The sequence below is a fragment of the Chitinivibrionales bacterium genome (assembly GCA_035516255.1).
In the GTDB taxonomy this organism is placed as follows: Bacteria; Fibrobacterota; Chitinivibrionia; order Chitinivibrionales; family FEN-1185; genus FEN-1185.
Genome location: DATJAL010000042.1, coordinates 46,673 through 72,112, shown reverse-complemented (window position 1 = coordinate 72,112; position 25,440 = coordinate 46,673). Strand labels below are relative to the sequence as shown.

The following is a 25,440-nucleotide window of genomic DNA, read 5'->3' as shown; positions in this document are numbered from 1 at the left end:
ATTGTTTGAGTATATTGAGCATGTGTATAATGGCCAGAGAATCCATACGGCGATCGGCATGCCGCCCCGTATATTTGAGTCTGTAAAGTTGAACCAATGTGCCTAAACGAGTGTCCATTTTAAGGAGTCAGGTCCAGGTGCATACCGCACGTCAATTATTCACGCCGGTCGGTATGCGCCGGGGGCCAGGGGGAGACTTCCCCCTCCAATTTATGTTACAATCTTCAATATCACCGTCTCAGGCCTTTTCACTTCCTTGACCGAGTGGTTCCAGATGAAAACTTTCTTCTCCCCCGGAATGTCCACCTCCTTGAGCGCCTTGACAAACAGTTCCTTGGAAACGCTTTCTATGGAACAGGCTTCGGTGCGCACGGCCTTGCAGGCACCGTAGGTGTACCATCGCCGGTCGGCGGCCACCATGAGCGCGAGGATGCGGCCGCGCTTCGCGTCGTACTGTTCCTGCAGGCGCTGCACCTCACGGCGCAGGCGCAGCGATTCTTCGATGAGGACGTCGATTTCGTTCGGCATGGGAACTCCGGGAAAATTGTATGCCTTGACAAATAATAATCATTACGGAGACACGGAAGACACAGATAAGCTCAATAGTTTGAAGTTGGAAGTTAAATGTACTTCGTTCGTTTCGTTGCTTTCAACTTTCAACCTTCAACATCCAACTCTATATCATTTTTCCTCGCGCTCTCTGGTCTCCGCGGTGATTTTTTTACCGCTCATGAAATTGACTTCGAGGCCCCCGCAATAATCCTCCCCCGCACCAGCTCCGACAGTTTTGTTTTGTCAAGCTCCTCAAATTGCGCAGGCGGAATCGGGTCGCCGATCACGAGCGTGGCCGTGCCGGGGCGGAAGCGGCCCGACCGCTTGGGCAGGATGTCGCGCGTGCCGCGGATGGTCACGGGCACCACGGGCACGCCGGCCTCGAGCGCGAGGGTGAAGCTGCCGCGCTTGAACTCGCCGACGTCGCCGCTTACGCTCCGCGTTCCCTCGGGAAACAGCACCAACGAGATGCCCTGGCGCTTGAGCTTGCCGATGGCGCGCGTGATGGACTTGCGCGCGGCGCGGGCGTTCTCGCGGTCGATCCAGATGTGGCCGATGGCGGCGATGCCCCAGCCGAAAAACGGGATAAAGAACAATTCCTTTTTCGCAATAAAGCTCAGGGAGAAGGGCAGGCCGGCGTACAGCACCGGGATGTCAAAATAGCTCTGGTGGTTCGCGATGAAAACGTAACGGCCGCCGGTGTCGAGCTTTTCCACGCCGACGGCCCGCACCCGTATGCCGCACAGCGCCATAAGGTGAATGCACCACCGGTGCGCTATGTAGCGCGCGAGCCGGTTGCTGAACGGCGCGATGCACAGGGTCACGGTGCCGTAGGCAACGGTACTCACCGCCGCCCACGCCGCGATGAACATGTTGTGGAGAAAGTTAAGGAGGCCCGTTACGCCGCGGTCTTGCTCAGCCACACGTTTTCCTTTCCGAGCCGGTTGCGCAAGAGGTCGATGGTCTCCTTTGCCGGGTTCACCGCCACGTTTTTCGCCTTGATGCGGTATTCGTTCTCCTCCTGGGTCTGCAGGTGGATGATGAGACTGCAGTCGCCCGCGGCCTTGCCGCATTCGTCGTACAGTTCCTTTACAAACGCGTCCTCGAGCCCCTGCGTCCGCAGCCGGACGTGCACGCTTTTGGTGAGCTTTTCGCGTGTCTCGGAGAGCGCGATCACGTTCTCGACGCGCAGCTTGGGCTTCTTGTCGCCCTCGCGGATGCTCACCGTGCCGCGCACCAGGATCATGGCGTCGGGCGCAAGCAGGTGACGGAACTTCTCGTACGCCTCGCCGAAGGCGAGCAGTTCCATGGAGCCGTCGAAGTCCTCTATCTCCAGGAAGGCCATGGGCCTGCCGTCGCGCTGCGTATGCGTCTTGACCGCCGTGATGATGCCGCCAACGGTGAGCGCGGTTCCCTCTCTTACTTTGTCAAGCGACTCCGCACTGAGCGTAATGTCCGTGAACCCTCGCACCTCGTCCATGAAACGCTCGAGCGGATGGCCGCTCACGTAGAAGTTGAGCACTTCCTTTTCCCTGGCGAGCAGCTCGTTGTAGGGCCACGCCTCCACGTCGGGGAGCGGCGGCTCGGGCCGCACCCTCGCGGCGGAATCCTTGTCGTCGGTTTCGAACAGACTGGTCTGGCCGCTCGCCCGGTCCTTCTGCTCGGCGCTGCCGTAGTCGATGGCCGCGTCGACGCCGGCGAACAGCCGGGCGCGCGAGCCCTTGAGGCTGTCGAGCGCGCCCGCGTACACGAGCGACTCGAGCGCCTTCTTGTTGACAAGATGCAAATCGACCGACGCGCACAGGTCGAACAGGCTCGAGAACTTGCCCTTCTTCGCCCGCGCCTCGAGGATCTTCTCCGCCGCCTTCCCCACGTTCTTGATGGTGCCCAGGCCCAGGCGTATCCTGCCCCCGTCGATGGAGCAGCGGTAGTCGCTCGTGTTCACGTCGGGCGGCAGGATCTTGATGCCCATGCGCTCGGCCTCGTTCTTGATCACGAGAAGATCGTCTTTCTTGTCAAGAACGCTCGAAAGGTTCGCGGTGAGGAATTCGATGGGGTAATGCGCCTTGAGGTACGCGCACTGGTAGGCCACGTGCGCGTACACGGTGGCGTGGGCCTTGTTGAACCCGTACCCGGCGAATTTTGCCATGCGGTCGAAGATCTCCTGCGCGATCTTCGCTTCCACCTTGCGCTTCTGCGCGCCCTCCATGAACCGCTTGCGCATGGCCTCCATTTTCTCCATATCTTTTTTCCCCATGGCCTTTCGCAGGATGTCGGCCTGGCCCAGCGTGAAGCCGCCCATTTCCTGCGCAACGCGCATCACTTGTTCCTGGTAGGTGATCACGCCGTAGGTGATCTTGAGGATCTCCTCGATCAACGGGTGCCTGTACTCCACCTTTTCCCTGCCGTGCTTGCGGTGGATGTACACGGGGATGTCTTCCATGGGGCCGGGCCGGTACAGCGCGTTCATGGCGATGAGGTCCTCGATGCCCTCGGGCTTGAGCTTGCGCAGGTTGTCCTGCATGCCCTGTGATTCGAACTGGAACACGCCCACGGTCTCGCCCCTGCCCAGCAGCGCGAGCGTTTCCTTGTCGCCGTCGGGCAGTTTCCATAAGTCAATCACCACGCCGTGGTTTTGCTTTACCAAATCTATCGTGTCTTGCAGGATGGTAAGGGTGATGAGGCCCAGAAAGTCCATTTTGATGAGACCGACCTCTTTCACGTCGTTCATGTCGAACTGGGTCATCACCTCGTCGGCGTCGGGCTGCTTGAAGAGCGGCGACCAGTTGACCACCGGGCCCGGCGCGATGATCACGCCGCCCGCGTGCATGCTCGGCTGCCGGTTGAGGCCCTCGAGCGCGCGCGCGTGACGGAACAGCTCGGCGTATTTCGGATTGGCCTTGATCGTGGCGGCGAGCTCGCCGTTGGTCGAAAGCGACGTGGCAAGATCCTTGTCCACCATTGCCGCGAGCTTGCCCGCCTCGGCGACCGTGAGGCCCATGACGCGCGCCACGTCGCGCACCACCGATTTTCCCTTCATGCGGCCGTAGGTGATGATCTGGCACACGGCGTCGCGGCCGTACCGCTTGATCACGTAGTCGATGATCTTGTACCGGTCGCGGTCCGCGAAGTCGATGTCGGCGTCGGGCATGTCGATGCGCTCGGGGTTGAGAAAGCGCTCGAACAGTAGCTCGAAGCGTATCGGGTCGACGTCGGTGATGCCGATGGAATACGCCACGAGGCTGCCGGCCGCGGAGCCGCGGCAGCCGGTCATCACGCCCTCGCGCTTCGCGGCCGCGACAAAATCGCTCACGATGAGAAAGTACCCTTCGAAGCCCATCTTGCAGATCACGCCCAGCTCGTAATCGAGCCGCTCCTGGATGCCGGGCGTGATGCGGGAATATTTTTCCTTGAGCCCGGCCTTTGCCAAATGGGAAAGATACTCCGCCTCGGAGGCGAACCCGTCGGGCACCTTTGTCTTGGGGAGCTGCGGCGGCGCCTTGATGTCGACGCTGCACCGTTCCGCGATCGCGACCGTGTTGGCGAGCGCCTCGGGCATGTCCGGAAACAGCTGCGCCATCTCCGCCGCGGACTTGAAATAGATCTGGTCTGAGCCGAACCTGAAGCGCGACTGGTCGTCGAGCGTTGTCTGCGTGCCGATGCACAGCAGCACCTCATGCGACGAGGCGTCGTCCTTGGTGAGGTAGTGCGCGTCGTTGGCGACGATGAACGGCACGCCCATGCGCCGTCCCAGCTTGATGAGCTCGTCGAACGCCACGAGCTCCTTGTCGATGCCGTGGTTCTGCAGCTCGAAGAAGAAGTTCTCTTTTCCGAAAATGTCAATGTATTCTTCGGCGATCTTCTGCGCACGCGCCGTGTCGCCCGAAAGCAGCGCGCGCGGGATGGCGCCCGCCACGCAGGCGCTCGTGGCGATGACGCCGGCCGAATATTTGCGCAGCACCTCGTTGTCGATCCGCGGCCGGTAGTAGAAGCCCTCCAGATACCCGATGGTGGAGAGCCGCATGAGGTTCTTGTAGCCCTCGAGGTTGCGCGCGAGCAGGATGAGGTGGTGGTAGTTCTCGTCGCCGGATTTTGTTTTGTCAAGCCTCGACTGCGGCGCCACGTAGGCCTCGAACCCGATGATGGGCTTGATCCCCTCCTTGAGGCAGGCGTTGTAGAACTCCACCACGCCGAACATGCCGCCGTGGTCGGTGATGGCGAGCGCGGGCATGCCGAATTCCTTCGCCTTCTCCACGAGGCTCTTGATGCGGATGGCGCCGTCGAGAAAGCTGTACTCGGTGTGGTTGTGCAGGTGCACAAAATCGCTGCGCTTGCTCATGCGGAGTCGACCCCGATCCTCTTTATTTTCTTGAGCATAAACTTCCGCTTCGATTTTCCTGACGTTGTCCCGGCCTCGAAATAAGGTTCTCCCTCCTTGTAAAGGCTCAGGGGGCTTACGATGTGCATGCCCTTTTTTATCCCGGGGCTGCCGAGATAATCCACGGCGAGCGCCTTGCCCATGATCACGGCATAATCGACCACGTGAAGCATGTCGCCCATGTCAAGTTCCTTGAGCCTCTCGCCGTACTTGCCGGCGCGCACCGGCCGCGGCGGCTCCGCCGCCTGCTGCTCGAAACTCACCATGGGGACGATCGCCGGCGCAGGCTCGGGCGCAATCTCGATGCCGGCGCGGCGCTTTTCAACCTGCCGCTCTCCCGGCGCCCGGGGATCAAACCCCATCTCCACGAGGAGCCGGCGCACCTCCTCCTCGCGGCCCCGCCGTATCATGAACACCGAATGCGGCTGCGCCGGCGTCACCAGGTTCCTGAGCGGTTCGTAGGCCGTAAGCTGGCGCGTGGCCTTCTCGTCAAACGACACCACGGAGGCGCTGGTGGTTAAATAAATTCTGGAGAACTCACGAATCCACTCTTTTACGGTCTCGGCCACGTTGTGCGGCGCGCCGTGCGAAACGAGCCACGCAACGGTCTTCTTTTCGTCGGCGCCCTCGCTCAGCGAGCCGTTGATGACGTCGCGCCTGATCACCCCTTTGTAAACCCTGTCGAACGAAACGAGCGCGCCCGCGCGCAGGAACCAGAACAGGTCCTCTGGCGAGACCTCCTGGGGCAGCACCGCCGAAAAGTCGGGCATCAGCACGATGCGGCCCGCCTGAGGCGTCACAGCGGGCACGGCGCCGCCGCGGCCGGAAAGTGAAAACGCAAGGCCGGTCTCCGCCTTGACTGCGTCGCAGCAGCCGCAGTACCGCAGCAGCGACACCGCGATGACGGCGTCGGCCCGAGCATGATCCGGGAGCGCATTGGTTAAAAGCCATGTCCGCGCCGGCGCCGCGAATAGTTTCTCAAGCGCCGTCCTGCTCCACAGCGGTACCGAGTCAAAGGCGAACCCGCGAAAGTCGGCATAGCGGTTGTCAAGAGGCAGGGCGAGCCATTCCAGCATCCTCCCGGGATCGGCACGGTAGGCGCCGCCGTCAATGACCAGCAGTTCGCGGGAGACGGCGTAATCGAGAAGCAGGGACACGCATGCGTCAAAGGCGGTTTCACGGCCTTCCACCTGCGGCAGTTCGTGGGGCGCATGAAGGAATTTCTTCAGCGCGCCTTCGGCGGCCTTGGACAGCGTCCCCTTTTTCGTTTTTTCGAGCATGCCGAGCGAGGCGAGGTTCGCGCAGACCACTATGTCGGAAAGGCAATACCAATGCGGCATCGACGCGGATTCGGCCGGCGCCCTGGTCTTGGAAGTTTCCACAAGGACTTCAGCGCAAAACGGGAAGAGCCTGTGTTCGAATTCTTCAAACGGATAATAGAACGTTTTGCCGATTGCGTCCCGGCCGGCAAACACGAGAAAAGAGGAAAGGAGCTCGTCGTCAAAATTATGCACCGCTGGAGCCGGAACTCCCCGTTTCCCGAACAGATAGGCAAGACTGCACATTACTTTTGATTCATGCGACAGGCGCTCAAATCGTGTCGCGAGCGATTTTTCCGAAGATAAGTGCTTCGCGGCATCCTTGATGAGAGATGATGAAAGGATTTTCCTCTTACCGTCTGACTCCGAAAGCGCGTATCTGAAAAACACTTCCGGCGGGAGAAGGGCAAGGTACTGTTCGAAGGCCGGGAGCGTAACGGGATTAGTCATAATTGGAGATGATAGTGAATTATCCGGCATAAATTTTTTCCGTCCGTCGCTAAAAATACTAAAATCCCGCACTCATGCGGACGCAAATAGCTTGTATCCCTTCCCCACGCCTCGTATTTTTCTTGCGATGAACAATGACTTTTCCAAAACGGCGGGAAACGGGATACTCCGCGAATCGATCACGCCGAACATTCTCATTTCCCTGCTCTGTCATGTTCTTTTTCTTACCGCCATTGTCATATTGTCAAAAGCGATTTACAAATCCAAGGAATTCGACCGGCCGCACACGTTTGATCTTATAAAACTTTCCCAGGTCTTCGAGGAAGCCGCAGAGCCTGCGAAAGCCTCGCTGCCGAAGCTTAAAACGGCCAGACCCAAGGCGCCGGCGCCCGCCGAAGTCAAGCCCCAGCCTGCGCCTGTAAAAGAGCAGAACCCTGTTCCGTCCGAGAACAAGACCGCTGCGCCGGCACCGGCAGAGACGCCGCCTGCGCCGCAGGCAGCCTCCGGACCGCCTGGGCCGGTCGCAGACGCGGCCGCTGCTCCCGACAAGATATACGAGGAAGGCACGGTTGACGGAATTCCGCAATTGATTAAACACCAGGATCCGTTTTATCCCGAATTCGTTCGTGAAGAAGGAATTTCCGGCGTGGTGAAGGGATGGGCGGTGATTGACAAAGACGGAACAATCCTCCAGGTGAAGATCACCTCTTCACCGCACGAACTGCTGTCCGAGGAAGTCGTCAAGTCCGTTGCACGGTGGAAATACAAGCCGGCGACGTTCAAAGGAGTGCCGGTAAAGATGAAAAAACAATTCGAAATTAATTTTAAACTTGAAGAATAATAAGGAACTCGACGGCGATGTCAGAAGGCTTTTCACAATAAATAAAACGTCAGCACCATGCACTCTTCTATCTCCGTCTCCTCAAACTTCGCGCACCCGATTTCCTGTGCGATCAATGAAAAATCCTGCTTGATGAAGGTGTCGTAATAGCCGCCTTCCATCCATTCCACGACTGCCGCGGCGAGGCTCCATTTCCTGTTATGATCAACGATAAAAACCGCGTTTCGGGCCACGGTGCAGAGTTTTTTCAGGATTTTTTTCTCCGTTTCCGGCGGAAACAAGTGGAGCGCAAACTGGACAAATGCGTAATCGTACGACTTTGCCGGCTCGTCAATGGCAAGAAGATCGCCTTCCCTGAAATCAATGTTCATTCCCGCGCGACGGGCGCGTTCTCTTGCCCGGCTCAGCATGCCGGTTGATGCGTCGCGGCAGGTGACCGATTTGAACAGCGGCGCCAGCTTGAGCGACAGCAGGCCCGAGCCGCAGGCGTATTCAAGCGCGGTGCACGAGGAGACGTTCGGAAGTGTTGCGATTTTTTGCCGTACGATCTCGTCGATTTTCGGGCCGAGGCTTTTCTCGATGCTGCCGTAGAACCGGAATATGCGGTTGTAAAGCCGCTTCATGGCATGGCGGGAACGGCGGTATTTGGGAAAGGAGAACATTGACCTACGCAATCAGATGATCACGCGAGCAATCACCGGACAATACACTTTATTTGCTGCTCGGCGCGCCGAACATGCCCGACCCCGACCCGCTCGAAAGCCCGAGGTTGATCTCCCCGCGCTCCGCGAGCGCGCCGAAACGCTGCCCGCTCGAGCCGAGGCCGCGTTTGAGGCCTGTGCTTGACATGCGCAAAAGCTCGTCGGTGCCGGCCAGCTCGTCTTCCCTGTTCGCGCTCAGGCCGAACGGCGGAACGTTGACCGTGTTCGACCGCACGGCGAGAAAAAACCTTCCTTCAGCGGTGAGGAACCCGCATTCGACAAGGTAGGTACGGCCCGGCGCGGGAACCCTGATGTACCAGTTGTTCGCGTAATCGTTGATCTCGACGTCGGTGTAGCCGTGCGCATTGGAGCCGTCGTAGGTTCTGCCGGTCACGTCGGAGAGGCGCAGCAGCTTCTTGGATGAATGATAGGCCTCCTCGCCCATTTTTTTCTTGAGCTCGCCGCGCGCGGCTTCGCTTATTTCCCAGTACACGAAAATCCACTCCGGATCGCGCGGCAGCGCGCGCATATAAGTGTCGTTATACTCATCGGGGACATCGGAGTGGAAGAAGTACTTGGGACCCGCGGCGTTTGACATTTGTGAAATATAGCCCGTGTCGGGCTGCTGCGGCGCCGCGGCCCGCGGTTGCGCGGCCACGGAGCGCGGCTTTTCGGGCATAGCGACTTTTACCGGACTAACCGCATGACCGCCGGTAAGTCTGGGCGGCTCGGTTTTTTTGACGGCCGTGGCTTTTTTGGTCACGGGCATTATTTTCGCGGCAGGCTTCTTCTCAGCGGGGGCAGGTTTTCTCTTTAAAAACGCTTTTACCGCCTTTGACACGCTTTTTCCCTTTACCTTTTTTCCGGTTTTCGCCGCCATGATAAACCTCCCCTGATTGCATTTTAACTGATCAGGATATTCCATAATATAATAGGAAGTAATAAGGACGACAACTGATAAGGCCAAACTAAAAAGTTATGGATAAAAATATAAAATTGTGCGCCCCGCCGAAACGGCGGCGGCCCTCCTTCCGGTCTCGCCTTCGGCTCGGGCTGGCGCGCGGAAAAAAAGTTCAGCTGCCGCAGCTGTTCGCTATTTTTTAACAAAAGAGATAAGTTGCCGCTGGATTTATTCGAGAAAATACAAATCGCGGCTAAGCCACTTTTGTCCGCGCGTTAGGGGCGACGGAGGGTGCGCCAGAGCGCATTGCCGGCCGAGCCCGGAGGAGAACCGACCCCCGGTGCTAAAACTTTTATTTTAGCACTGAGGGAAACGCCCAACTCTAATTATCTTCTTGTCAATTTATTCCGCGCTTGCCGCGCCCTTGATTAACGCGAGAGCTATCTCATTCCTCTGTATCTGGTTGGTTCCCTCATAGATCTGCGTTATCTTCGCGTCGCGCATGCGCTTTTCCATGGGGTATTCGCGCATGTAGCCGTAGCCGCCCATCACCTGCAGCGCATCGACCGTCACCTTCATGGCCGTGTCGGAGCAGAACAGCTTGGTCATGGCCGACTCCTTGGCGAACTTCTTTTCCCCTGCGTCAATGGTCTTGGCGGTCGCGTACATGAGGGCGCGCGCCGCCTCCACCTGCGTGGCCATGTCGGCGAGCAGGTGCTGGACCGCCTGGAACGACGAGATGGGCGCGCCGAACTGGACGCGCTCGCGGGAATATTTCACGGCGTCCTCGAGCGCGCCGGCCGCGATGCCGAGCGCCTGCGCTCCCACGCCGGGCCGCGAGTAGTTGAGCGTGCTGATGGTCACGATGGCACCCATGCCCTCGCGCGACAGCAGATTGGCCTTGGGTATCTTGCATTCCTGGAACACCAGCTCGGTGGTGCTCGAGGCGCGGATTCCCATTTTGTCCTCGTGCTTGCCGAAGGAGAACCCCGGCGTGCCCTTTTCAACGATGAACGCGCTGATGCCGCGCGCCCCCTTGGCCGGATTCGTTTTCGCCATGACGGTATAGATCTCGGCATTCTCCCCGTTGGTGATCCACTGCTTGGTGCCGTTGAGCATATAGTGGTCGCCCTGAAGGACCGCCGTGGTCTTCATGCCGAGCGCGTCCGAGCCGGCGTTCGCCTCGGTGAGGCCGAAGGCCGCGAGCTTTTTTCCGGCCGCGATGTCGGGCAGGTATTTCTTCTTCTGCTCCTCGGTGCCGAACAGCAGGAGGGGGAACGTGCCGAGCGCCGTTGCGGCGATGGCGAGCGAGATGCCTCCGTCCACCTTCGACATTTCCTCGACCGCGAGGCAGAGCTCGAACACGCCGCCGCCCAGGCCGCCGTACTGTTCCGGGATGTAAAGCCCGCATAAATCGGCCTCGGCGCACGCCTTCACCACGTCCCACGGGAATATGCCCTCATGGTCGTAGCGCTCGCGCACGGGGAGGATCTTCTTCTGCGCGAGCTCCCGTGCGGTGTCGACGATCATCCGCTGTTCTTCGGTTAAAAACCAGTTCATGGCGTTTCTGCTCCTTTGCTGTAGAGAATGGCTTCCTTGCTGTACGAGTGCAGCGCCGCGCGCGCGGCGTTCTGCTCGGCGATTTTCTTGTTGGGACCGGAGCCCTCGCCGAGCACGGCGCCGCCCACCTCGATCTGGATCGTGAATTCCTTTGCGTGCTCGGGCCCGCGCGCCGACACCACCTTGTACCGGGGAATGCCGAAACCGTCGCGCTGCGACAGTTCGAGGATCCGGCTCTTATGGTTGATGTTGCTCTCGTCGCTGAGAAACGCGTCGATGCTGCCGAACAGGAATTTCTCGAGGAACTTTCTTGCTTTGTCAAGGCCGCCGTCGAGGTAGACGGCGCCGAGCACGGCCTCGAACGCGTTACTCAGGATGGACAGCCGGTGGTCGCCGCCCGATTTCTTCTCCGAATACCCGAACACGAGGAACTCGCCCAGGTTCAGCGCCTGCGCGATCTCGCCGAGGATCTTGCGGCTCACCACGAGCGACTTCACCTTGGAGAGCTGGCCCTCGGTTTTTTTCGGATAGACGCGGTACAGGTGCTCGGTGACCAGACAGTTGAGCACGGCGTCGCCGAGGAACTCGAGCCGCTCGTTGGACCGCAGGCCCTTCTTGTCGTCCGGGCCCACCGACGACTTGTGCGTGAGCGACAGCATGAGCAACTGTTTGTTACGGAACCGGTAACCGATGGCCTTTTGGCATTTCGCAAGCGACGGCGGCGTGTGGCGGTCGGGATTTCGAAAGGGGAAAATGAGCCGCAGCAGGGTGCCGGGCTGCCTAGGCCGGTTCATATTTTCCAGCAACGAGCGAGGCATTGTGGCCGCCGAAACCGAAGGAATTGCTCATGATGTAACGCACCTTCCGCTGCACGGCCTTGTTCGGGGTGTAGTCGAGGTCGCACGCCGGGTCCGGGTCGTCGAGATTGGTGGTGGGGTGGATCACGTCATGGCAAAGCGACATCACCGACGCGATGAACTCGATGCCGCCCGATGCGCCGAGGCAGTGGCCGGTCATTGATTTCGTGGAACTGATGTTTACTTTTGCGGCATGCCCCCCGAACACCTTCTTTATCGCGAAGGTCTCGATCTTGTCGTTGAGATCGGTGGAGGTGCCGTGCGCGTTGATGTAATCGATCTTGTCCGGCGGGAGCCCGGCCGTTGCGAGCGACATGATCATGGAGCGTTGGGCGCCCTCGCCGTCTTCGGCCGGGGCGGTGAAATGGAAGGCGTCGCCGGTGGCGCCGTATCCCAAAAGCTCAGCGTAGATGTGCGCCTTGCGCGCGAGAGCGTGTTCGAGCGTCTCGAGCACCACGATGCCCGCGCCCTCTCCCATCACGAACCCGTCGCGCTTCTTGTCGAACGGCGAGCTTGCCTTTTGCGGAATGTCGTTGCGCGTCGAAAGCGCCTTCATCGAGCAGAAACCGGCAAACGAAAGCGGGGTTATGGCGGCTTCGGCGCCGCCGGTCACCGCGACATCCATCATCCCGGCCTTCAGCATGAGGAACGAATCGCCGATGGCATGACTGCCGGACGCGCAGGCGCTCACCACGCTGTAATTCGGCCCCTTGAGGCCAAACCCGATGGAGACCCTTCCGGCCGCCATGTCCGGGATCATCATGGGGATCAGAAACGGCGAGACGCGACTCGGGCCCCTCGACGCCAGTTTCGAATGCTCGTTTTCGAGCGTCCGAAGGCCGCCGATGCCGGAGCCGATGACCGTGCCGATGCGGGTGAGGTCTTCGGATGCCAAGTCGAGCATTGCATCTTTGATCGCCATGTCGGCCGCGGCAAGCCCGAACAGGATGAAACGGTCGGTCCTGTTGGCTTCCTTGAGATCGACGAGGGTGGAAAAGTCAAGCCCTTTCACTTCCCCGGCGATTCTCGACGGGTAATTCGCGGTATCGAACAGCGTGATGGCGCCGATGCCGGATTTGCCCGCGACAAGGGATTCCCAGAAGGATGGGACCGTGTTGCCCACAGGGCTCACGACCCCCAGACCGGTGACCACGACTCGCTTGGACATCAGGGAGCTTTCGTTTGCGGTTACAGCTTCTTCTCGAGATAATCCGTGGCGTCTTTGACGGTGCGGAGCTTTTCCGCGTCTTCGTCCGGGATCTCGATGTCGAACGCGTCCTCAAACGCCATGATGAGCTCGACCTGATCGAGGGAATCTGCGCCAAGATCTTCCACAAACGAAGCCTGCGGCGTCACTTTGTCCTCCGATACACCAAGCTTCTCCGCGATAATCTGCTTAATCTTGGTTTCTTTCTCGCTCACACTTAACTCCTTTCAAAGGTGTTACATGATTTAAACCACTATAAAATGATAATTTCCCGTTTACATTACAAGCCCGCCATCCACCGTTATCACCTGGCCGGTGATGTAGTCGGAAAGCGTTGATGACAAAAACAGCACCGCGTTGGCCACGTCGGCCGGCGCGCCCAGCCGCTGCATGGGGATGAGCGATGCGAGCTTGTCCTTGTCGGCCGGCGAGAGCTTGTCGGTCATTGCGGTTTGGATGAATCCCGGCGCCACCGCGTTCACCTGGATGTTGCGGCCCGCGAATTCCTTTGCAAGCGTCTTGGTGAGCCCGATGAGCCCGGCCTTGGACGCCGAGTAATTGGCCTGCCCCGCATTTCCCATGAGGCCGACGACCGAGGCGATGTTGACGATTTTACCCGAACGTGCTTTCATCATCAGGCGCGACACTTCTTTACAACATAAGAACGCGCTCTTGAGGTTGATGGAAAGCACGAGGTCCCAGTCTTCCTCCTTCATCCGCACAATAAGTCCGTCGCGCGTGATGCCGGCGTTGTTGACAAGGATGTCGATCGCGGGAAATTGCCCGCAAAATGCCGCAACCGTTTCGGCGATGTCGGCGGCCTTGGAGACGTCGCAGCGCAGCGCAAGGGATTTGACGCCAAGCGCCTGTACCTCCGCCGCCGTGCTCTGGGCCGTGGCAAGGTCGACATCGCACACGCCGACGTTTGCCCCGGCCTTCGCAAGCGTCAGGGCGATTTCCCTGCCGATGCCGCGGCCCGCGCCGGTCACCAGTGCGTTTTTTCCGGAAAGTTGGATCATATTCGATTCTACGAAATAGTAAAATTAATCAAAAATAATTACGCTTGATACATTACTTTCAACGAACCAAAGAAAATATGTTTTCAATGGTTCCGCACGGAACAACATTCAAAGCAGGATTGCATTTTTTTACCAGACCGGCGAGCACGGTGCCGGGCCCGGTTTCGCACAGGGTGCCGTGATCGCTTTCCGAAACGAAGGCGACCGAATCGACCCATTTCACCGGCGAGGTGAGTTGCTTGACAAGAAGCTTCTTTATCGCCGCTCCCGAGGTTTCCGGCTTTGCGGTGACGTTTGCGATCACGGGGCAGGCCGCGTCGGAAAAAGCCACGGGCCCGATGAACGCCGCGAACTCCTCGGCCGACGGCGCCATGAGCGGCGAATGGAACGCTCCGCTTACGGGCAGCATCACCGCGCGTTTCGCGCCGGCCGCCTTGCATGCCTCGCATGCCTTGGTCACGGCCGGTATTTCCCCGGAAATCACGGTCTGTTCCGGGCTGTTTTCATTCGCGCATACAACGGTGCCGCCGACCCCTGTAATGGCGTCGTGGATTTTCTTTTTGTCAAGGCCCACGATCGCCGCCATGGCGCCGGGCGTCTTTTGCCCTGCGGCGGCCATGAGCGCCCCCCTTTTCGCCACAATCGCAAGCCCGTCGCGGAACGAAAAAACGCCCGCCGCATATAGCGCGCCGTATTCTCCGAGCGAATGCCCGGCCGCAAGCGAAGGCACGATGCCTTTTTCCTTCAGCGTGTCGCAGATGATTGCTTCCACGGTGAAAAGCGCGGGCTGGGTGTTCTGCGTTTGGGTGAGCAGATCTTCCGGGCCGTTGAAAATGACTTTCACAAGGTCGTGTCCCAGTACCTGGTTGCATTCGTCAAACCGGCGCCGCGCCGCCTCGGAAGAATCGAAAAAGGTCCGGCCCATACCCACCTTCTGCGAGCCCTGGCCGGGGAACAAGAACGTATATCTCATTAATCTGTTCTCCAAGTGAGATTTGTAAACACTTCGCAACGGAGAGTGAAGAGTTAATAGTTAAGAGTTAAGAGTAAAGAGTAAAATAGAAACAAGGCGATTTTTTTTCCACTCTTCACTATTCACTCTGCGCTCTTCACGTTTTACGGTGTCTCTATGGCGATTTTTCTTAAAACCTTGCCACAACGCTGCCCCACGCCAGCCCGCCGCCGAGCGACGTGAAGACCGCCACGGTCCCGTCCTTCACCAGGCCGTCGCGCCACGCGTCTTCGAGCGCCAGCGGGATCGAGGCGGACGAGGTGTTTCCGTATTTGTCAAGATTCGTCACCACCTTCGCGCGCGGGATGCCGAGGTGCTTGGCGACGGCGTTGATGATGCGGATGTTCGCCTGGTGTGGAATGACAAGGTCGATATCGCTCAGGCGAAGGCCCGCCTGGCTCACGCCCTGTTCGATGGCCTCGCCCATGAGCCGCACCGCGTGTTTGTACACCTCGTTCCCGTTCATCTTCATATATCGGGGTTCTCCCCAAGCCGGCAGCTGCAGGATGTCTCCATGCGCGCCGTTGCTTCTCATGAAGGTGGAAAGGATGCCCCGGTCGCCGCCGGTGTGCGCCTCGACCACCACCGCCCCGGCCCCGTCGCCGAAGAGGATGCAGGTGGAGCGGTCTTTCCAGTCGAGCGTCTTTGAGATTATTTCGGCGCCCACCACGAGCATCCGTTTGCATTGACCGGTAAGAATCATGGAATGAGCGATGGAAAGCCCGTACACGAAGCCCGCACACGCGGCGGAAACGTCGAAGGCGCAGGCACGGGTGTTGCCGATGTACTGCTGGATTTTGCAGGCCGTTGACGGAAAGAAATAATCGGGGGTGAACGTGGCGCAGATGATGCCGTCGATGTCCTCGGGCAGACATTTTGCGTTGCTGAGCGCGCTCAATGCCGCCTTGCCGCCCAGCTCGTAGGCGGGGGACTCCTGGCCTTTTGCGAACACGCGGCGTGTGCGGATGCCGGTGCGCGTGGCGATCCATTCGTCCGATGTGTCAAGCAACTGTTCGAGGTCGCGGTTGGAAAGGACCCGTTCGGGAAGGCAGCTTCCCACCGAAACGATGCGCGTTCTTCGCTGCTGTGTCACGTTCTTATGCGCCTTTCACGTCCGAAATCATGGTGTCTGCAAGTACGTTTTTCCGCACCGTTGTTATCGCGGTGATAATCGCGTTGGCGATCGCGCGCGCCGAGGAGCTCCCGTGCGCCTTGAGGACGATGCCCCGTATGCCCAGAAACGGCACCGCGCCGTAATTCTCGGGGTTCAGCACGCCGTCCATTGCGCCGTGAATGGTTTCCATGAGCCCCGCGTTTTTTGCCAGCACGCTTTTTGCCAGCAGGTGAAAACTTTCGGCGGCCTTGAGCAGGACGTTGCCGGCGAACCCGTCGCACACCACCACGTCGGCTTCTCCCTGCAGAACGCCGGACCCTTCGATGAAACCGGCGTATCCCCTGCACAGCCGCGAAAGCTTCTGCCCCGCCTCCAGAAGGGTGCGGGTGCCTTTCGTGGGCTCAACTCCGATGTTGAGCAGCTTGAGCCGCGGCGTGGACAGCGCGAAGTATTTCTTGACATACGAATATCCCATCACGCCGAACGAAACGAGATGGTCGGCGCGGCAGTTCAGGTTCGCACCAACGTCAAGAAGAAGGACGGGACGCTTTCCGGTAGTGGGCAGAAAAGCCGCGAGCGCCGGACGCAGCGCGCCCTTGGGCCTGCCGAGGATGAACAGCGCCGCGCCCATCAGAACACCCGTGTCTCCCGCGCTGATCGAAGCGTCGGCCGTGCCCTGCTTCTGCAGCGTGACGATTTTTATTATGGGCGCGTCCGCGTGCGTTTTCCACACCCGCGACGGAATTTCTCCCTGCATCACCCGGTCGGCGCAATGCTCGATGAACAGCCGCCCCTTCTCCTCCTGCTCGGAAATCCCCGCGTCCTTCAGCAGCGAACGGATTTTGGCCGCGTCACCGCACAAATAAACGGCAAAAGGATCATGAACCAGACGCCTGGCTTCGATGATCCCGTCGAGGATCACCCGCGAGCCATGATCGCCGCTCATCACATCAACGGCAAGGCGGATGGGGCGCATGGTAAATCTTGTTGAGGTGTATGGTTCGCTGCAGCGGCAACGTTAATCTTCCGGCTGGATCCGTTCCACGCCGGCGTAAAAACCGCAGTTCCTGCAAATGCGGTGGGCCATTTTCGGTTGTTTGCAATGGGAGCACAATGTCGGGGCCGTGGGCCTCAACTTGAAATGCGTCCTGCGCTTGTCCCGCCTCGTGCTTGAAAGCCGTCTCTTCGGAAGGGCCATTATTCCTCCTGTATGGTATTCCAGTCGTGTTTATTTCTTCTTCTGCAATTTCTTAAGCGCTTCCCAGCGCGGATCAACCGCTTTTTCGTATTCAACGGTTATTGCCTGGTCGTGACCCGCCGGTATCCCCGTGCACGATTCGGAACACAGCGGCTTCATAGGAAGCGACAGCAGAATTTCCTCGTAAATCAACGGCGCCAGGTCCACCGTGTCGTCTGCCTCCGTGAAGAAAAGGTCGACCTCTTCATCAGGCAGCGCGTTGCGGGCCGGCACCCGAGATTTTTCCTGCATCACGATCCGGAATTCCCCGGAAACGGGACAGTCCACCGGCGCAAGGCAACGGGAACACTGCGTCCTGACCACGCAATCGTAGGTGAGCTTGAGGTGGATCTGCGACTGCAGGCGGTCGATTTCCGCCTTGCAGGCGACATCCCCGGCCGTGACTAGCCCTTCGGCTTTTTCACCGCTCACCGGCACGCTTTGAGAAAGAACGCTGTGTCCCTCGGGTATTTTTCTTATGGTAAGCAGCATGTTTGCAAAGCCTTCAAAATAATTCCTCATGCTAAAAACTGTCAAGGAAACAATATGCCCTGCCGTTTTTATGTAAAAAAGCCGAAGCGGACCATGGCTGCCAGAACGGCAGCCATGGTCCGCTTGTGCGCCAGGGATTAAGGCCGGGGCCCTACTGCGTATTGATCGCTGCGATGGCGGCGCTGGCCTTTTCAAGATTTTCGCGCGCCGTTCTCGCTTTCGACCGCATGATGCGCTCGCGCAGCTCTTCCTGCGCCGAATCTTCGGCCTTATAGTACAAAACAAAATACTGCGACGCCTCGGTAAGCAGGGTGAGCGCGTCTTTTATCTGCGTTGCGCTCATCGAAAAGGCATTGTCGGTGATGGCGATTTTCCCGAATTCGGTGGCAAGGTCTTCACTCCGCCGGCGGGTGTCCGCCGCCCGGCCGACGAGCGCGTCGAGCTCCAGCGACTGGTCGCGCAGGTCGGTGTTTATCATCTGCGATGCAAGCGTGTTGCCGCTCGAGATGATGGCATTGAGCTTGGCAGCCATGCCGGCCCTGTCCTTGTTTTCCTTCATCGCGTTCTGGAGTTGCTGATCCTTGGACCGCGCCTGCTCCTCGGCCTTGTTCTTTTCGAGCTCAAGCCGCTTGAGTTCCTCCCTGTTCCTGGCGTTCTGATCGTTGTTGACATATTGGACCGTAACCCATACCGTGCCCGCCAGTATCACGGTGGCGATAAGGTACGAAATGGAAAGCCGCGTCGGTCCGTGCGAATTGATGGCAACCATGTACGAGAGAAGCGTTATGCCGGCCAGAACGACGAGAAGAAGAATTTCTACGCTCATAGTCAGGTATCCTTCGTTAAATGGTTACTGCCTTCGTATAAAGAAAATATAGAACTTAATCACCGTCTATAGCAACTGGGAGAAACGGATTCAACTTAAAACGGCAGATCGTCTGAAGCACCCGCAGGACCCGCCGCGGGAGCGGCATCGCCGTCTCCGGACGAATCCGCAACCACGTCCGGCGTAGCGCTTGGCTCCTGCTGTCCCGCGCCGCCGGGGCCGCCCAAAAACTGCACGGTGTTGGCGATGATCTCGGTCTTGTACCGTTTATTCCCGTCCTTGTCGTCCCACGAGCGCGTGGTTATCCTTCCCTCAATGTAGGCGCTGCGGCCTTTCTTGAGGTATTGGTTGACGACCTCTGCGGTTTTCCCGTACACGACGATGTTGTGCCATTCGGTACGCTCCTGGCGCTGGCCGTTTTTATCGGTCCTTCGCTCCGTGGTCGCAAGGGGAAAGTTCGCGACCGCCTGGCCGCTGGGCAGATATTTAAGCTCAGGGTCTTTTCCCAGATTGCCGATAAGGATTGCCTTGTTTACGCCTGCCATTAAGTCCTCCAAAAAAAAGCTCAGGTGCGGAAAGGACGGAATTTATGTTGTAATAATCTACATTATGTGAAAGAGGAAAACCACTGTGAGATATGGGGCTGCGGGCGGGGTTTGCGCATGACGAGGGGACTTCAACCGCTGGAGTTTCACTTTCTATCTTGCATAAAGAAAATAGTCAATTGTAAATAAGTCGTTATCTAAGGTGATCAATGTCAGTTTATGGCTTCGTGATCCTCCCAAATCGACAAATACCCTTTTCAAGTCCATTTGACCGCCGCCCCAATCATCGGCGAAGTAATTTGAAACAGTGTCAACAACGAAATTATCGAGAAGGATTTCCATGCGTGCCGAATGGTCTTTGGAAACATGGTAACCGATTGTGACCTCACGAGTGTGAGTTCCAATAATAAGACTATCTGCGGAGTGGCTTGAAATAAATCCGAATCGGTTAAGCTCACGGAGCGTGTCTGTCCAACCGCCCGATGCGGCAACTGATAAAGAAGTGTCAGCCTTTTTCATGATGCCGGCATATTGATAGAGATCCGTGATGAGTGGCGAAGGAATGGGAATATCAGGGTCCGCTGAATGTTCAAGTGCAACCTGGCGCATCAAAGAAAACAGTAGATACGCACAAATCAGATGCCCATGATCGTTCGGATGAATCGCATCGAAATAAATTGAATCGAGGTTGATGGCACCACTCTGAACAAGAGGCCAGCACACGTTACGGTAACTGACCATCGGCAGAGAATATTGGCTTCCTACCCTGTCGTGAAACGATTGGTTTACGGTGTCACCGGTTTTGTTCATATAAAACAGCATTATCACCGGCACATCAGGGTTTTGCAGGCATTGCCGCACAAGACCCTCCATTGAGGCCATGGTGCCGAAAGAATCCAAGGGATCGTCATTTACTGCAAATTCGATGATGATGCAATCAGGGGATTTTGACAAAAGATCATCCGCCGCTCGCGAGCAGGCAAACCTGCTTCCAGTGCCTCCGACGCCGGCATTAATCTGTTCGATCCGGCAGCCAGGGTAAATTTTACCTATGAACGAACAAAGTAAGCTGGGATAATCATTCAACGGCGAAGAGGCACCAACGCCTGCTGTCACAGAGCCGCCGATGAAGCCCATGCGTACCGCCATGCCGCTTGATATTTTATTGAGAAATTTCCACATTCTACTATTGTTGCCTTTGGAGACTATCGAGCGGGCAAGAGTGGTAGTATCGGAAAAAACAGCGTGGTCAACGGTAAATGAAGTATCCCAGTCGGAATATTTGACAGGATGTACTTCTTTAACCGAATTTATGCGGACGCATCCGGAAAAAATAAACTGGAATTGAATCAAAAGAATAAGAAGGCATCTTTGCATAGGATAAATATCATTCTTGTTCAAGAAGGATACAGTAATAAAGTAATAGGGGCGCCCGTAAAGATCATTTCATTGATACTTGCTACATCTTAAATTCCCAAGAGTAAATCCAGTATGCTGCCCCACTACGGTTTGCTTGCCGTATTGAGGTTCAGGAAAAAAATCACCCCAGCGGCGATGATCGCAACGGAAATTGAAAGCCCTATCATGAAAGAGGTTATAAAACGCGCCCTGTTCTCTTTTTCCATTTTCTGCTGCGACAACTCCATTTTTTTCCATATGGTGATGCGAAGCGCCGTGTTGGTGCGCAGCGACATGCTGTAATTCCACGATTGTTCCCCGGCCGGTCCCTTGTCGAGGCGGATGGCCACCCTGGTCATCACGCCTGAAAGCGCCATTTTTGTCTCAACGGCCTTTGCCTTGAATTCCTTGAACGGATTGTTGTGCGGGAAGGTCACCTCGGGCGCCATGAGGAGGTTGTCGATGAATTCGATGACCACCGCGTTAAGAATACGGTCATAGTACGACCAGTAATTCACCGGCTTTTCCCGGAAATAGCAGTCGAGGGTGTAGAAAAGCGTGTCGCTGTGGACTGTCGGCGCGCTGCAGGCGCGCACCGAATCGACATGGAACATCTGCGCAAACAGGGCTTGGGGCGGCAGCAGCAGAAAAAGCGCGCAAAATGCGGCGTTTAAAAAAAAGGATTTTATATGCCGATTTCTTGTCATGGTATTATCTCAACAAAATTATATGTATTTTTACATAAAAGAACGATAGAAAAATAGTTTACATCCTTCATCGGCGCAGGCGTCATGAAAATATCAGGATCCTCTTTTCTCAGGCAAAAGAAGTCGGGCCGGCCCATCACCATGCTCACGGCCTACGATTTTCCTTCCGCGCGTATTCTGTCACAGTCCGGCGTCGACGTCATTCTTGTGGGAGACAGCGTGGGCACCAACGTGCTCGGATACTCCCACGAGCGGCAGGTGACCATGGACGACATGCTCCACCACGCCGCGGCGGTCTGCCGCGGCGCCGGCGGTGTGCCGGTCTTTGCCGACATGCCGTACCGCTCGTACGCGACCCCTTCCCTTGCCCTGAAGAACGCCATCCGTTTTGTCAAGAGCGGCGCCGGGGCCGTTAAAATGGAAGGCGGCAGTACTATCATCAAACAGATCGCCTTGCTCCGCAATAACGGCATCCCGGTGTGCGGCCATCTTGGATACTTGCCGCAGTCATGTCCGCGTCCCCGCGTCGTCGGGAAAACGCCCGAAGAGGCAACGCGGCTTGTCCATGACGCTTTGGCGCTCGAGAAGGCCGGCGCGTTCATGGTCGTGCTTGAGATGGTGCCCATGCAGCTTGCGCAATACATTACCAAGCTGCTCAGTATCCCCACCATCGGCATCGGCGCAGGGCCCTACTGCGACGGCCAGGTGCTGGTGTGGCACGACATGCTGGGGCTTTCGCCGGTGATATTCCGGCATGTCAAGACTTTTGCCAATGGGAAGGAAATTATTTCAAAAGCGGTGAGCCAATATATTCTTGACGTGAGAAAAAGAAGGTTCCCCACGGCGGCAAATTCGTCAAAGTTGGATGAAAATATTCTGGCCGAATTGGATATTTGATTTATTAACATTGGGCGTTCCCTCGCTGTGGAGGGGCGGTTCACGAACCGCCCCTCCACAGCGAGGTCGGCCGTCCTTCCGGGTTCCGGTACCCGGCCGCGCAAATTTACGGATACGATTTGGTGAAACATATTAGGGCGCGGCCGGGCCGGAGCGAGGGGGATACCTCCCCCGATAAAATATTCTTATTTGAAATATTTTTTTAAAAACTCCAAATCAATCTGCGGATATACCGGGAATTTATCCAGCAATTTAAGCACCCGTTCCCTCGCCTGCTTCTTGACATTTGCGTCAATCACGTATTTTGCTTTTGACGGCTTGCCGGCATTCTCGCCGGTCGCGGTGATTTCGGGCTTGGTGGCCTTTATCACGTCGGCAAGGATCGAGGCAATCACGGCCATTTCCCGCTTGCCCATGCCGAGCGTGGTGACTGCGGGCGTGCCGATGCGAAGGCCGCTCGTGTACCACGGGCCGTTGGGATCAAAGGGCAGCGAGTTGCGGTTGAGCGTGATCCCGCATTCGCGCAGGGCGCTCTCGGCCTGGCGGCCGGTGAGGCCGGCCTGCCGCACGTTGATCAGCATGAGGTGGTTGTCGGTGCCGCCCGTCGCCAGGGTGAGGCCCTCGGCGATGCAGGCCTGCGCGAGCGCCGCAGAATTCTCCACGATTTTCCGTGCGTACGTTTTAAACTTGGCCGTGTTCGCCTCGGTGAGCGCGACGGCCTTTGCGGCGATGATGTGGCCGAGCGGACCGCCGATCACGAGCGGACACCCTTTGTCAACGTGCTCTGCGAATTCCCCGGTGCACAGCACCAGGCCGCCGCGCGGGCCGCGCAGGGTCTTGTGCGTGGTGGTGGTCACCACCTGCGCGTGCGCCACCGGATTGAATTCACCGGAAAACACGCCGCCGGCAACGAGCCCGGCAAAATGCGCCATGTCTACCATGAGCACGCTTCCAGCCTTGTCCGCGATCTCGCGGAGCCGCCTAAAACTGATGCGCCGCGGATAGGCGCTGTACCCCGCAAGCAGGATGAGCGGCTTTATTTCCAGGGCCATTTTCTCGATTTCTTCATAGTCAAGAAGGCCCGTATCCTTATTCACGCTGTAGGTGTAGGCGTCGAACATCTGCGCCGACACGTTCTGCCGGTACCCGTGCGTGAGGTGGCCGCCCGAATAATAATCCATGCCGAGCAGCCTCTGATTGCCCGCTGCGCGGCGGATTGCGTCCCAGTCGGGACGCGAGAGGTGCGCGGGATTGTCGTCGGCGAGCTTCGCGAGCGCGGGCGCGGTCACCCGAGCGTTCAATATCGCCCAGTAGGCGATGAGGTTCGCGTCGGCGCCGCTGTGCGGCTGCACATAGGCGTGCTCGCAGCCGAACAGCTTGCACGCCTGCTGCGCCGCGTATTCCTCGATGTCGTCAACGTTGCCGCAGCCAGCGTAGAACCGGTGCCGGGGGATTCCCTCGGCATACTTGTCGGTGAGCAGGTTGGCCATTGCGCACTGGGTTGACAGAGAGCAATAGTTTTCACTCGCGATGAGCTTGAGGTTGCTGCGCTGGTCTGCCAGCTCCTGAACGATGGATGCGGCGACCTTCGGCGCGACCTTTGAAACTTCCGTGAGGTTTGCGATGTAGGCCAGAAAACCGGACTCGATTTTAGCCGGTTTTGTCGCGGAACAATAGGCTTTGACGGGATTGGTCGGCATAGGCGCTCTCCTTTTACGATTTCGTTGCGGCCCCTTCTGCCCAGGCGCGCGACAGAGCGGGAGATCACTCCCCGATGGTAGGTCCATCACATGCGCCAGTCGTAGTAAATGATTTTTCAATTAAAAAATAATATCAGGGATGGCAGGGTTTATTATTAGATTAAATGAAAAAGAAAAGATAAAATAAATATTTGGAGGGGGAGGTCTCCCCCTGAGGTGCAGCTTCCGCCGCTCCCAAAATGGCAAGTAAAAATAAATCGCTGGGAGCGGCGGCGATCTGCACCCATACCCCCTCCTTGGCGCCGGAGACCCGTGGTCTGCGGACATCCGGGTGGCCGTCGTTACAGCGGTGACTTCACACGCTTTGATTCGGTGGAAGAAGATGGCGACTATTGTGAAAAATATCGTCGATCTATAATCAAGTCGAAACCCTTTCAGGTATTGGGGTAATTTTTTTCACCCTGAAAAGGTGACATATTTATAGCCCAGGGCAACGCCCTGGGTCGAAAAGAAAACCACACCCTATCCCCTCTTCCGTTTCATCGGGAGAGGGGGCAAAGTGGTGAGGGTGATCCAATCATGAAAAAATCATTCCTTATTATTCTGTCAATCTATATTACCCTTGCCTTTTCCGACCAGCTGGAATTCGAAGGCGCCATACCGCCCGATGTGAACACGGCCGCGTTGACCGCCGATTATTACCGCATCTACCATCTGGTGGCGCCGCGGCAGCGGCCCGACGAGCGGCCGCTGCGCATCGTGTATTATTCCGAAAAGTCAAAGGAAAATTTCGACGATGTCCTCCCCGAATGGGGAGGCGGCGGCGCCATCGGCGGCGACCTCATCGTGATTCCCACGAAATTCAAGCCGTTCCTCGACCAGAGCTTCAGCCAGATCACCCGGCACGAGCTGGTCCACGCCGTGCTCGCGCGGGCGTATCCGGGCGTGGCCATCCCGCGCTGGTTCCACGAGGGGGTCGCCATGACCCTGTCGGGCGAAATCGGGTTCCAGGAAAACGTCGTGGTGTCTGCCGCGATTTTCACGGGCAGCCTCATGCCGCTGTCTTCCATCGATTCGGTCAACAGCTACGGCCGCAACCGCGCCGACCTCGCCTACTGCCAGAGCCACCTCGCGGTGCTGTTCCTCATCGACCAGTGCGGCATCGAGGTGGTGCCCGACCTGCTCATCATGGCGCGGAAAACCACCTCGTTCTGGAAGGGCCTGCACGCCGTGCTTGGGGTCACGCCCAACGAGTTCGAGGCGCTTTACAGAAAAGACATTTCGTCGCGGTTCCAGCTCGCGTTCGTGTTCGCCGATTACTACGCGTTCTGGGTCGCCGTCGCGCTGTTGTTTCTGGTCGCTGCGGGCGTGGCGATCGTGCGAAAACAGAAAAAGCTTGCGCAGATGGAACGCGAGGAGGCTATGGACGATGATGCAGCGCCGCCGCGGCCGCTGCCGCCAGATCCTCCTGCCGGCACTCGCCCGCCCCCCGCTCCTTTCGACCACGGCGGCCAACCCGAAGAGCAGATTGACATGGGAGAAGACCTGTATCCCGAGGATGAGTGGGAGGACGAAGAGGATGATGAAGACGACGATGATTATATCCTGTCAGACGGCGTGGAGCTGGAGGACGAGGAGGACGATGACGAATTTTACGATGAGGAAGAGGATGACGAGGACTTTGGCAGCGAAGAAGACGGAGGCACCCAGAAGAAGTAACGCATTTT

General features: G+C 57.8%; 24 protein-coding genes. 3 read left to right on the top strand and 21 right to left on the bottom strand.

Translation table 11 applies throughout. The features are described 5' to 3' along the window. Nucleotides 1–210: 210 nt before the first annotated feature. From VLX68_12145 to VLX68_12130, 4 genes are all read right to left on the bottom strand, one after another. Nucleotides 211–528 (bottom strand): hypothetical protein, encoded by a 318-nt coding sequence (locus tag VLX68_12145; protein ID HUI92990.1) that lies wholly within the window; start codon nucleotides 526–528, stop codon nucleotides 211–213. Between the two features lie 200 nt (nucleotides 529–728). Next, nucleotides 729–1,475: a lysophospholipid acyltransferase family protein gene (locus VLX68_12140; protein ID HUI92989.1), complete on the bottom strand. Its 747-nt coding sequence runs from the start codon at nucleotides 1,473–1,475 to the stop codon at nucleotides 729–731. Next, nucleotides 1,451–4,891 (bottom strand): DNA polymerase III subunit alpha, encoded by a 3,441-nt coding sequence (locus VLX68_12135; protein ID HUI92988.1) that lies wholly within the window; start codon nucleotides 4,889–4,891, stop codon nucleotides 1,451–1,453. The genes VLX68_12140 and VLX68_12135 overlap by 25 nt, the downstream gene beginning before the upstream one ends. Next, a complete protein-coding gene (locus VLX68_12130) occupies nucleotides 4,888–6,699 on the bottom strand; it encodes a hypothetical protein (GenBank protein HUI92987.1) in 1,812 nt (603 codons plus the stop codon). Before VLX68_12130 ends, VLX68_12135 begins: the two co-directional genes overlap by 4 nt. Before the next feature lie 91 nt (nucleotides 6,700–6,790). Between VLX68_12130 and VLX68_12125 the strand changes: the two genes are divergently transcribed. Further along, a complete protein-coding gene (locus VLX68_12125; protein HUI92986.1) occupies nucleotides 6,791–7,540 on the top strand; it encodes a TonB family protein in 750 nt (249 codons plus the stop codon). 32 nt (nucleotides 7,541–7,572) lie between these two features. Here VLX68_12125 and VLX68_12120 read toward each other — a convergent pair whose 3' ends face one another. The 15 genes from VLX68_12120 to VLX68_12050 all read right to left on the bottom strand — a co-directional run bounded on the left by VLX68_12120 (nucleotide 7,573) and on the right by VLX68_12050 (nucleotide 21,116). After that, nucleotides 7,573–8,202 carry a class I SAM-dependent methyltransferase gene (locus VLX68_12120; protein ID HUI92985.1) on the bottom strand — a complete coding sequence of 210 codons (630 nt, stop codon included), beginning with the start codon at nucleotides 8,200–8,202 and terminating at the stop codon, nucleotides 7,573–7,575. 49 nt (nucleotides 8,203–8,251) lie between these two features. Then, complete coding sequence (locus tag VLX68_12115) at nucleotides 8,252–9,121, bottom strand: DUF4912 domain-containing protein (GenBank protein ID HUI92984.1); 870 nt, start codon at nucleotides 9,119–9,121, stop codon at nucleotides 8,252–8,254. Between the two features lie 423 nt (nucleotides 9,122–9,544). After that, nucleotides 9,545–10,702 (bottom strand): acyl-CoA dehydrogenase family protein, encoded by a 1,158-nt coding sequence (locus VLX68_12110; protein HUI92983.1) that lies wholly within the window; start codon nucleotides 10,700–10,702, stop codon nucleotides 9,545–9,547. Continuing rightward, on the bottom strand, nucleotides 10,699–11,496 hold the full coding sequence (gene rnc / locus VLX68_12105; protein ID HUI92982.1) for a ribonuclease III: 798 nt from the start codon (nucleotides 11,494–11,496) through the stop codon (nucleotides 10,699–10,701). Before rnc ends, VLX68_12110 begins: the two co-directional genes overlap by 4 nt. Further along, nucleotides 11,483–12,727, bottom strand: coding sequence for a beta-ketoacyl-ACP synthase II (gene fabF / locus VLX68_12100; protein HUI92981.1), 1,245 nt, complete (start codon nucleotides 12,725–12,727; stop codon nucleotides 11,483–11,485). Before fabF ends, rnc begins: the two co-directional genes overlap by 14 nt. 20 nt (nucleotides 12,728–12,747) lie before the next feature. Further along, nucleotides 12,748–12,981, bottom strand: a complete 234-nt coding sequence (locus tag VLX68_12095; protein ID HUI92980.1) for an acyl carrier protein — start codon at nucleotides 12,979–12,981, stop codon at nucleotides 12,748–12,750. 60 nt (nucleotides 12,982–13,041) lie between these two features. Next, the gene (gene fabG / locus VLX68_12090; protein ID HUI92979.1) at nucleotides 13,042–13,785 is read right to left on the bottom strand and encodes a 3-oxoacyl-[acyl-carrier-protein] reductase; all 744 of its coding nucleotides are present in this window, start codon (nucleotides 13,783–13,785) and stop codon (nucleotides 13,042–13,044) included. Between the two features lie 58 nt (nucleotides 13,786–13,843). Next, on the bottom strand, nucleotides 13,844–14,758 hold the full coding sequence (fabD, locus tag VLX68_12085; GenBank protein HUI92978.1) for an ACP S-malonyltransferase: 915 nt from the start codon (nucleotides 14,756–14,758) through the stop codon (nucleotides 13,844–13,846). Nucleotides 14,759–14,927: 169 nt separating this feature from the next. Next, nucleotides 14,928–15,890 (bottom strand): beta-ketoacyl-ACP synthase III, encoded by a 963-nt coding sequence (locus VLX68_12080; GenBank protein ID HUI92977.1) that lies wholly within the window; start codon nucleotides 15,888–15,890, stop codon nucleotides 14,928–14,930. A gap of 4 nt (nucleotides 15,891–15,894) precedes the next feature. Continuing rightward, nucleotides 15,895–16,887: a hypothetical protein gene (locus VLX68_12075; protein HUI92976.1), complete on the bottom strand. Its 993-nt coding sequence runs from the start codon at nucleotides 16,885–16,887 to the stop codon at nucleotides 15,895–15,897. A gap of 252 nt (nucleotides 16,888–17,139) precedes the next feature. After that, on the bottom strand, nucleotides 17,140–17,640 hold the full coding sequence (locus tag VLX68_12070) for a DUF177 domain-containing protein (GenBank protein ID HUI92975.1): 501 nt from the start codon (nucleotides 17,638–17,640) through the stop codon (nucleotides 17,140–17,142). Between the two features lie 151 nt (nucleotides 17,641–17,791). Beyond that, nucleotides 17,792–18,466 (bottom strand): hypothetical protein, encoded by a 675-nt coding sequence (locus VLX68_12065; GenBank protein HUI92974.1) that lies wholly within the window; start codon nucleotides 18,464–18,466, stop codon nucleotides 17,792–17,794. A 95-nt stretch (nucleotides 18,467–18,561) separates the two neighbouring features. Beyond that, nucleotides 18,562–19,011: a single-stranded DNA-binding protein gene (locus VLX68_12060; GenBank protein ID HUI92973.1), complete on the bottom strand. Its 450-nt coding sequence runs from the start codon at nucleotides 19,009–19,011 to the stop codon at nucleotides 18,562–18,564. Between the two features lie 153 nt (nucleotides 19,012–19,164). Beyond that, on the bottom strand, nucleotides 19,165–20,388 hold the full coding sequence (locus tag VLX68_12055) for an SGNH/GDSL hydrolase family protein (protein HUI92972.1): 1,224 nt from the start codon (nucleotides 20,386–20,388) through the stop codon (nucleotides 19,165–19,167). Between the two features lie 125 nt (nucleotides 20,389–20,513). Continuing rightward, entirely contained in the window at nucleotides 20,514–21,116 is a 603-nt protein-coding gene (locus VLX68_12050; GenBank protein HUI92971.1) for a hypothetical protein, read from the bottom strand. 84 nt (nucleotides 21,117–21,200) lie between these two features. Here VLX68_12050 and panB point away from each other — a divergent pair, with 84 nt between their 5' ends. After that, complete coding sequence (panB, locus tag VLX68_12045; protein ID HUI92970.1) at nucleotides 21,201–22,013, top strand: 3-methyl-2-oxobutanoate hydroxymethyltransferase; 813 nt, start codon at nucleotides 21,201–21,203, stop codon at nucleotides 22,011–22,013. Between the two features lie 185 nt (nucleotides 22,014–22,198). Here panB and VLX68_12040 read toward each other — a convergent pair whose 3' ends face one another. Both VLX68_12040 and VLX68_12035 read right to left on the bottom strand, forming a co-directional pair. Then, nucleotides 22,199–23,713: a glycine hydroxymethyltransferase gene (locus tag VLX68_12040; protein HUI92969.1), complete on the bottom strand. Its 1,515-nt coding sequence runs from the start codon at nucleotides 23,711–23,713 to the stop codon at nucleotides 22,199–22,201. A 160-nt stretch (nucleotides 23,714–23,873) separates the two neighbouring features. Then, a complete protein-coding gene (locus VLX68_12035; protein HUI92968.1) occupies nucleotides 23,874–23,996 on the bottom strand; it encodes a hypothetical protein in 123 nt (40 codons plus the stop codon). Between the two features lie 296 nt (nucleotides 23,997–24,292). Here VLX68_12035 and VLX68_12030 point away from each other — a divergent pair, with 296 nt between their 5' ends. Beyond that, the gene (locus VLX68_12030) at nucleotides 24,293–25,432 is read left to right on the top strand and encodes a hypothetical protein (protein HUI92967.1); all 1,140 of its coding nucleotides are present in this window, start codon (nucleotides 24,293–24,295) and stop codon (nucleotides 25,430–25,432) included. The last annotated feature ends 8 nt before the right edge of the window (nucleotides 25,433–25,440 follow it).

Excerpts from the sequence above, each read along its gene's own strand:
- rnc (HUI92982.1), bottom strand. The coding sequence starts at position 11,496 with ATGAACCGGCCTAGGCAGCCCGGCACCCTGCTGCGGCTCATTTTCCCC.
- VLX68_12145 (HUI92990.1), bottom strand. The coding sequence starts at position 528 with ATGCCGAACGAAATCGACGTCCTCATCGAAGAATCGCTGCGCCTGCGC.
- fabG (HUI92979.1), bottom strand. The coding sequence starts at position 13,785 with ATGATCCAACTTTCCGGAAAAAACGCACTGGTGACCGGCGCGGGCCGC.
- fabF (HUI92981.1), bottom strand. The coding sequence starts at position 12,727 with ATGTCCAAGCGAGTCGTGGTCACCGGTCTGGGGGTCGTGAGCCCTGTG.
- VLX68_12060 (HUI92973.1), bottom strand. The coding sequence starts at position 19,011 with ATGGCAGGCGTAAACAAGGCAATCCTTATCGGCAATCTGGGAAAAGAC.
- VLX68_12070 (HUI92975.1), bottom strand. The coding sequence starts at position 17,640 with ATGCTGCTTACCATAAGAAAAATACCCGAGGGACACAGCGTTCTTTCT.
- VLX68_12050 (HUI92971.1), bottom strand. The coding sequence starts at position 21,116 with ATGACAAGAAATCGGCATATAAAATCCTTTTTTTTAAACGCCGCATTT.
- VLX68_12115 (HUI92984.1), bottom strand. The coding sequence starts at position 9,121 with ATGGCGGCGAAAACCGGAAAAAAGGTAAAGGGAAAAAGCGTGTCAAAG.
- VLX68_12110 (HUI92983.1), bottom strand. The coding sequence starts at position 10,702 with ATGAACTGGTTTTTAACCGAAGAACAGCGGATGATCGTCGACACCGCA.
- VLX68_12130 (HUI92987.1), bottom strand. The coding sequence starts at position 6,699 with ATGACTAATCCCGTTACGCTCCCGGCCTTCGAACAGTACCTTGCCCTT.
- VLX68_12040 (HUI92969.1), bottom strand. The coding sequence starts at position 23,713 with ATGCCGACCAATCCCGTCAAAGCCTATTGTTCCGCGACAAAACCGGCT.
- fabD (HUI92978.1), bottom strand. The coding sequence starts at position 14,758 with ATGAGATATACGTTCTTGTTCCCCGGCCAGGGCTCGCAGAAGGTGGGT.
- VLX68_12030 (HUI92967.1), top strand. The coding sequence starts at position 24,293 with ATGAAAAAATCATTCCTTATTATTCTGTCAATCTATATTACCCTTGCC.
- VLX68_12075 (HUI92976.1), bottom strand. The coding sequence starts at position 16,887 with ATGCGCCCCATCCGCCTTGCCGTTGATGTGATGAGCGGCGATCATGGC.
- panB (HUI92970.1), top strand. The coding sequence starts at position 21,201 with ATGAAAATATCAGGATCCTCTTTTCTCAGGCAAAAGAAGTCGGGCCGG.
- VLX68_12065 (HUI92974.1), bottom strand. The coding sequence starts at position 18,466 with ATGAGCGTAGAAATTCTTCTTCTCGTCGTTCTGGCCGGCATAACGCTT.
- VLX68_12135 (HUI92988.1), bottom strand. The coding sequence starts at position 4,891 with ATGAGCAAGCGCAGCGATTTTGTGCACCTGCACAACCACACCGAGTAC.
- VLX68_12120 (HUI92985.1), bottom strand. The coding sequence starts at position 8,202 with ATGTTCTCCTTTCCCAAATACCGCCGTTCCCGCCATGCCATGAAGCGG.
- VLX68_12055 (HUI92972.1), bottom strand. The coding sequence starts at position 20,388 with ATGCAAAGATGCCTTCTTATTCTTTTGATTCAATTCCAGTTTATTTTT.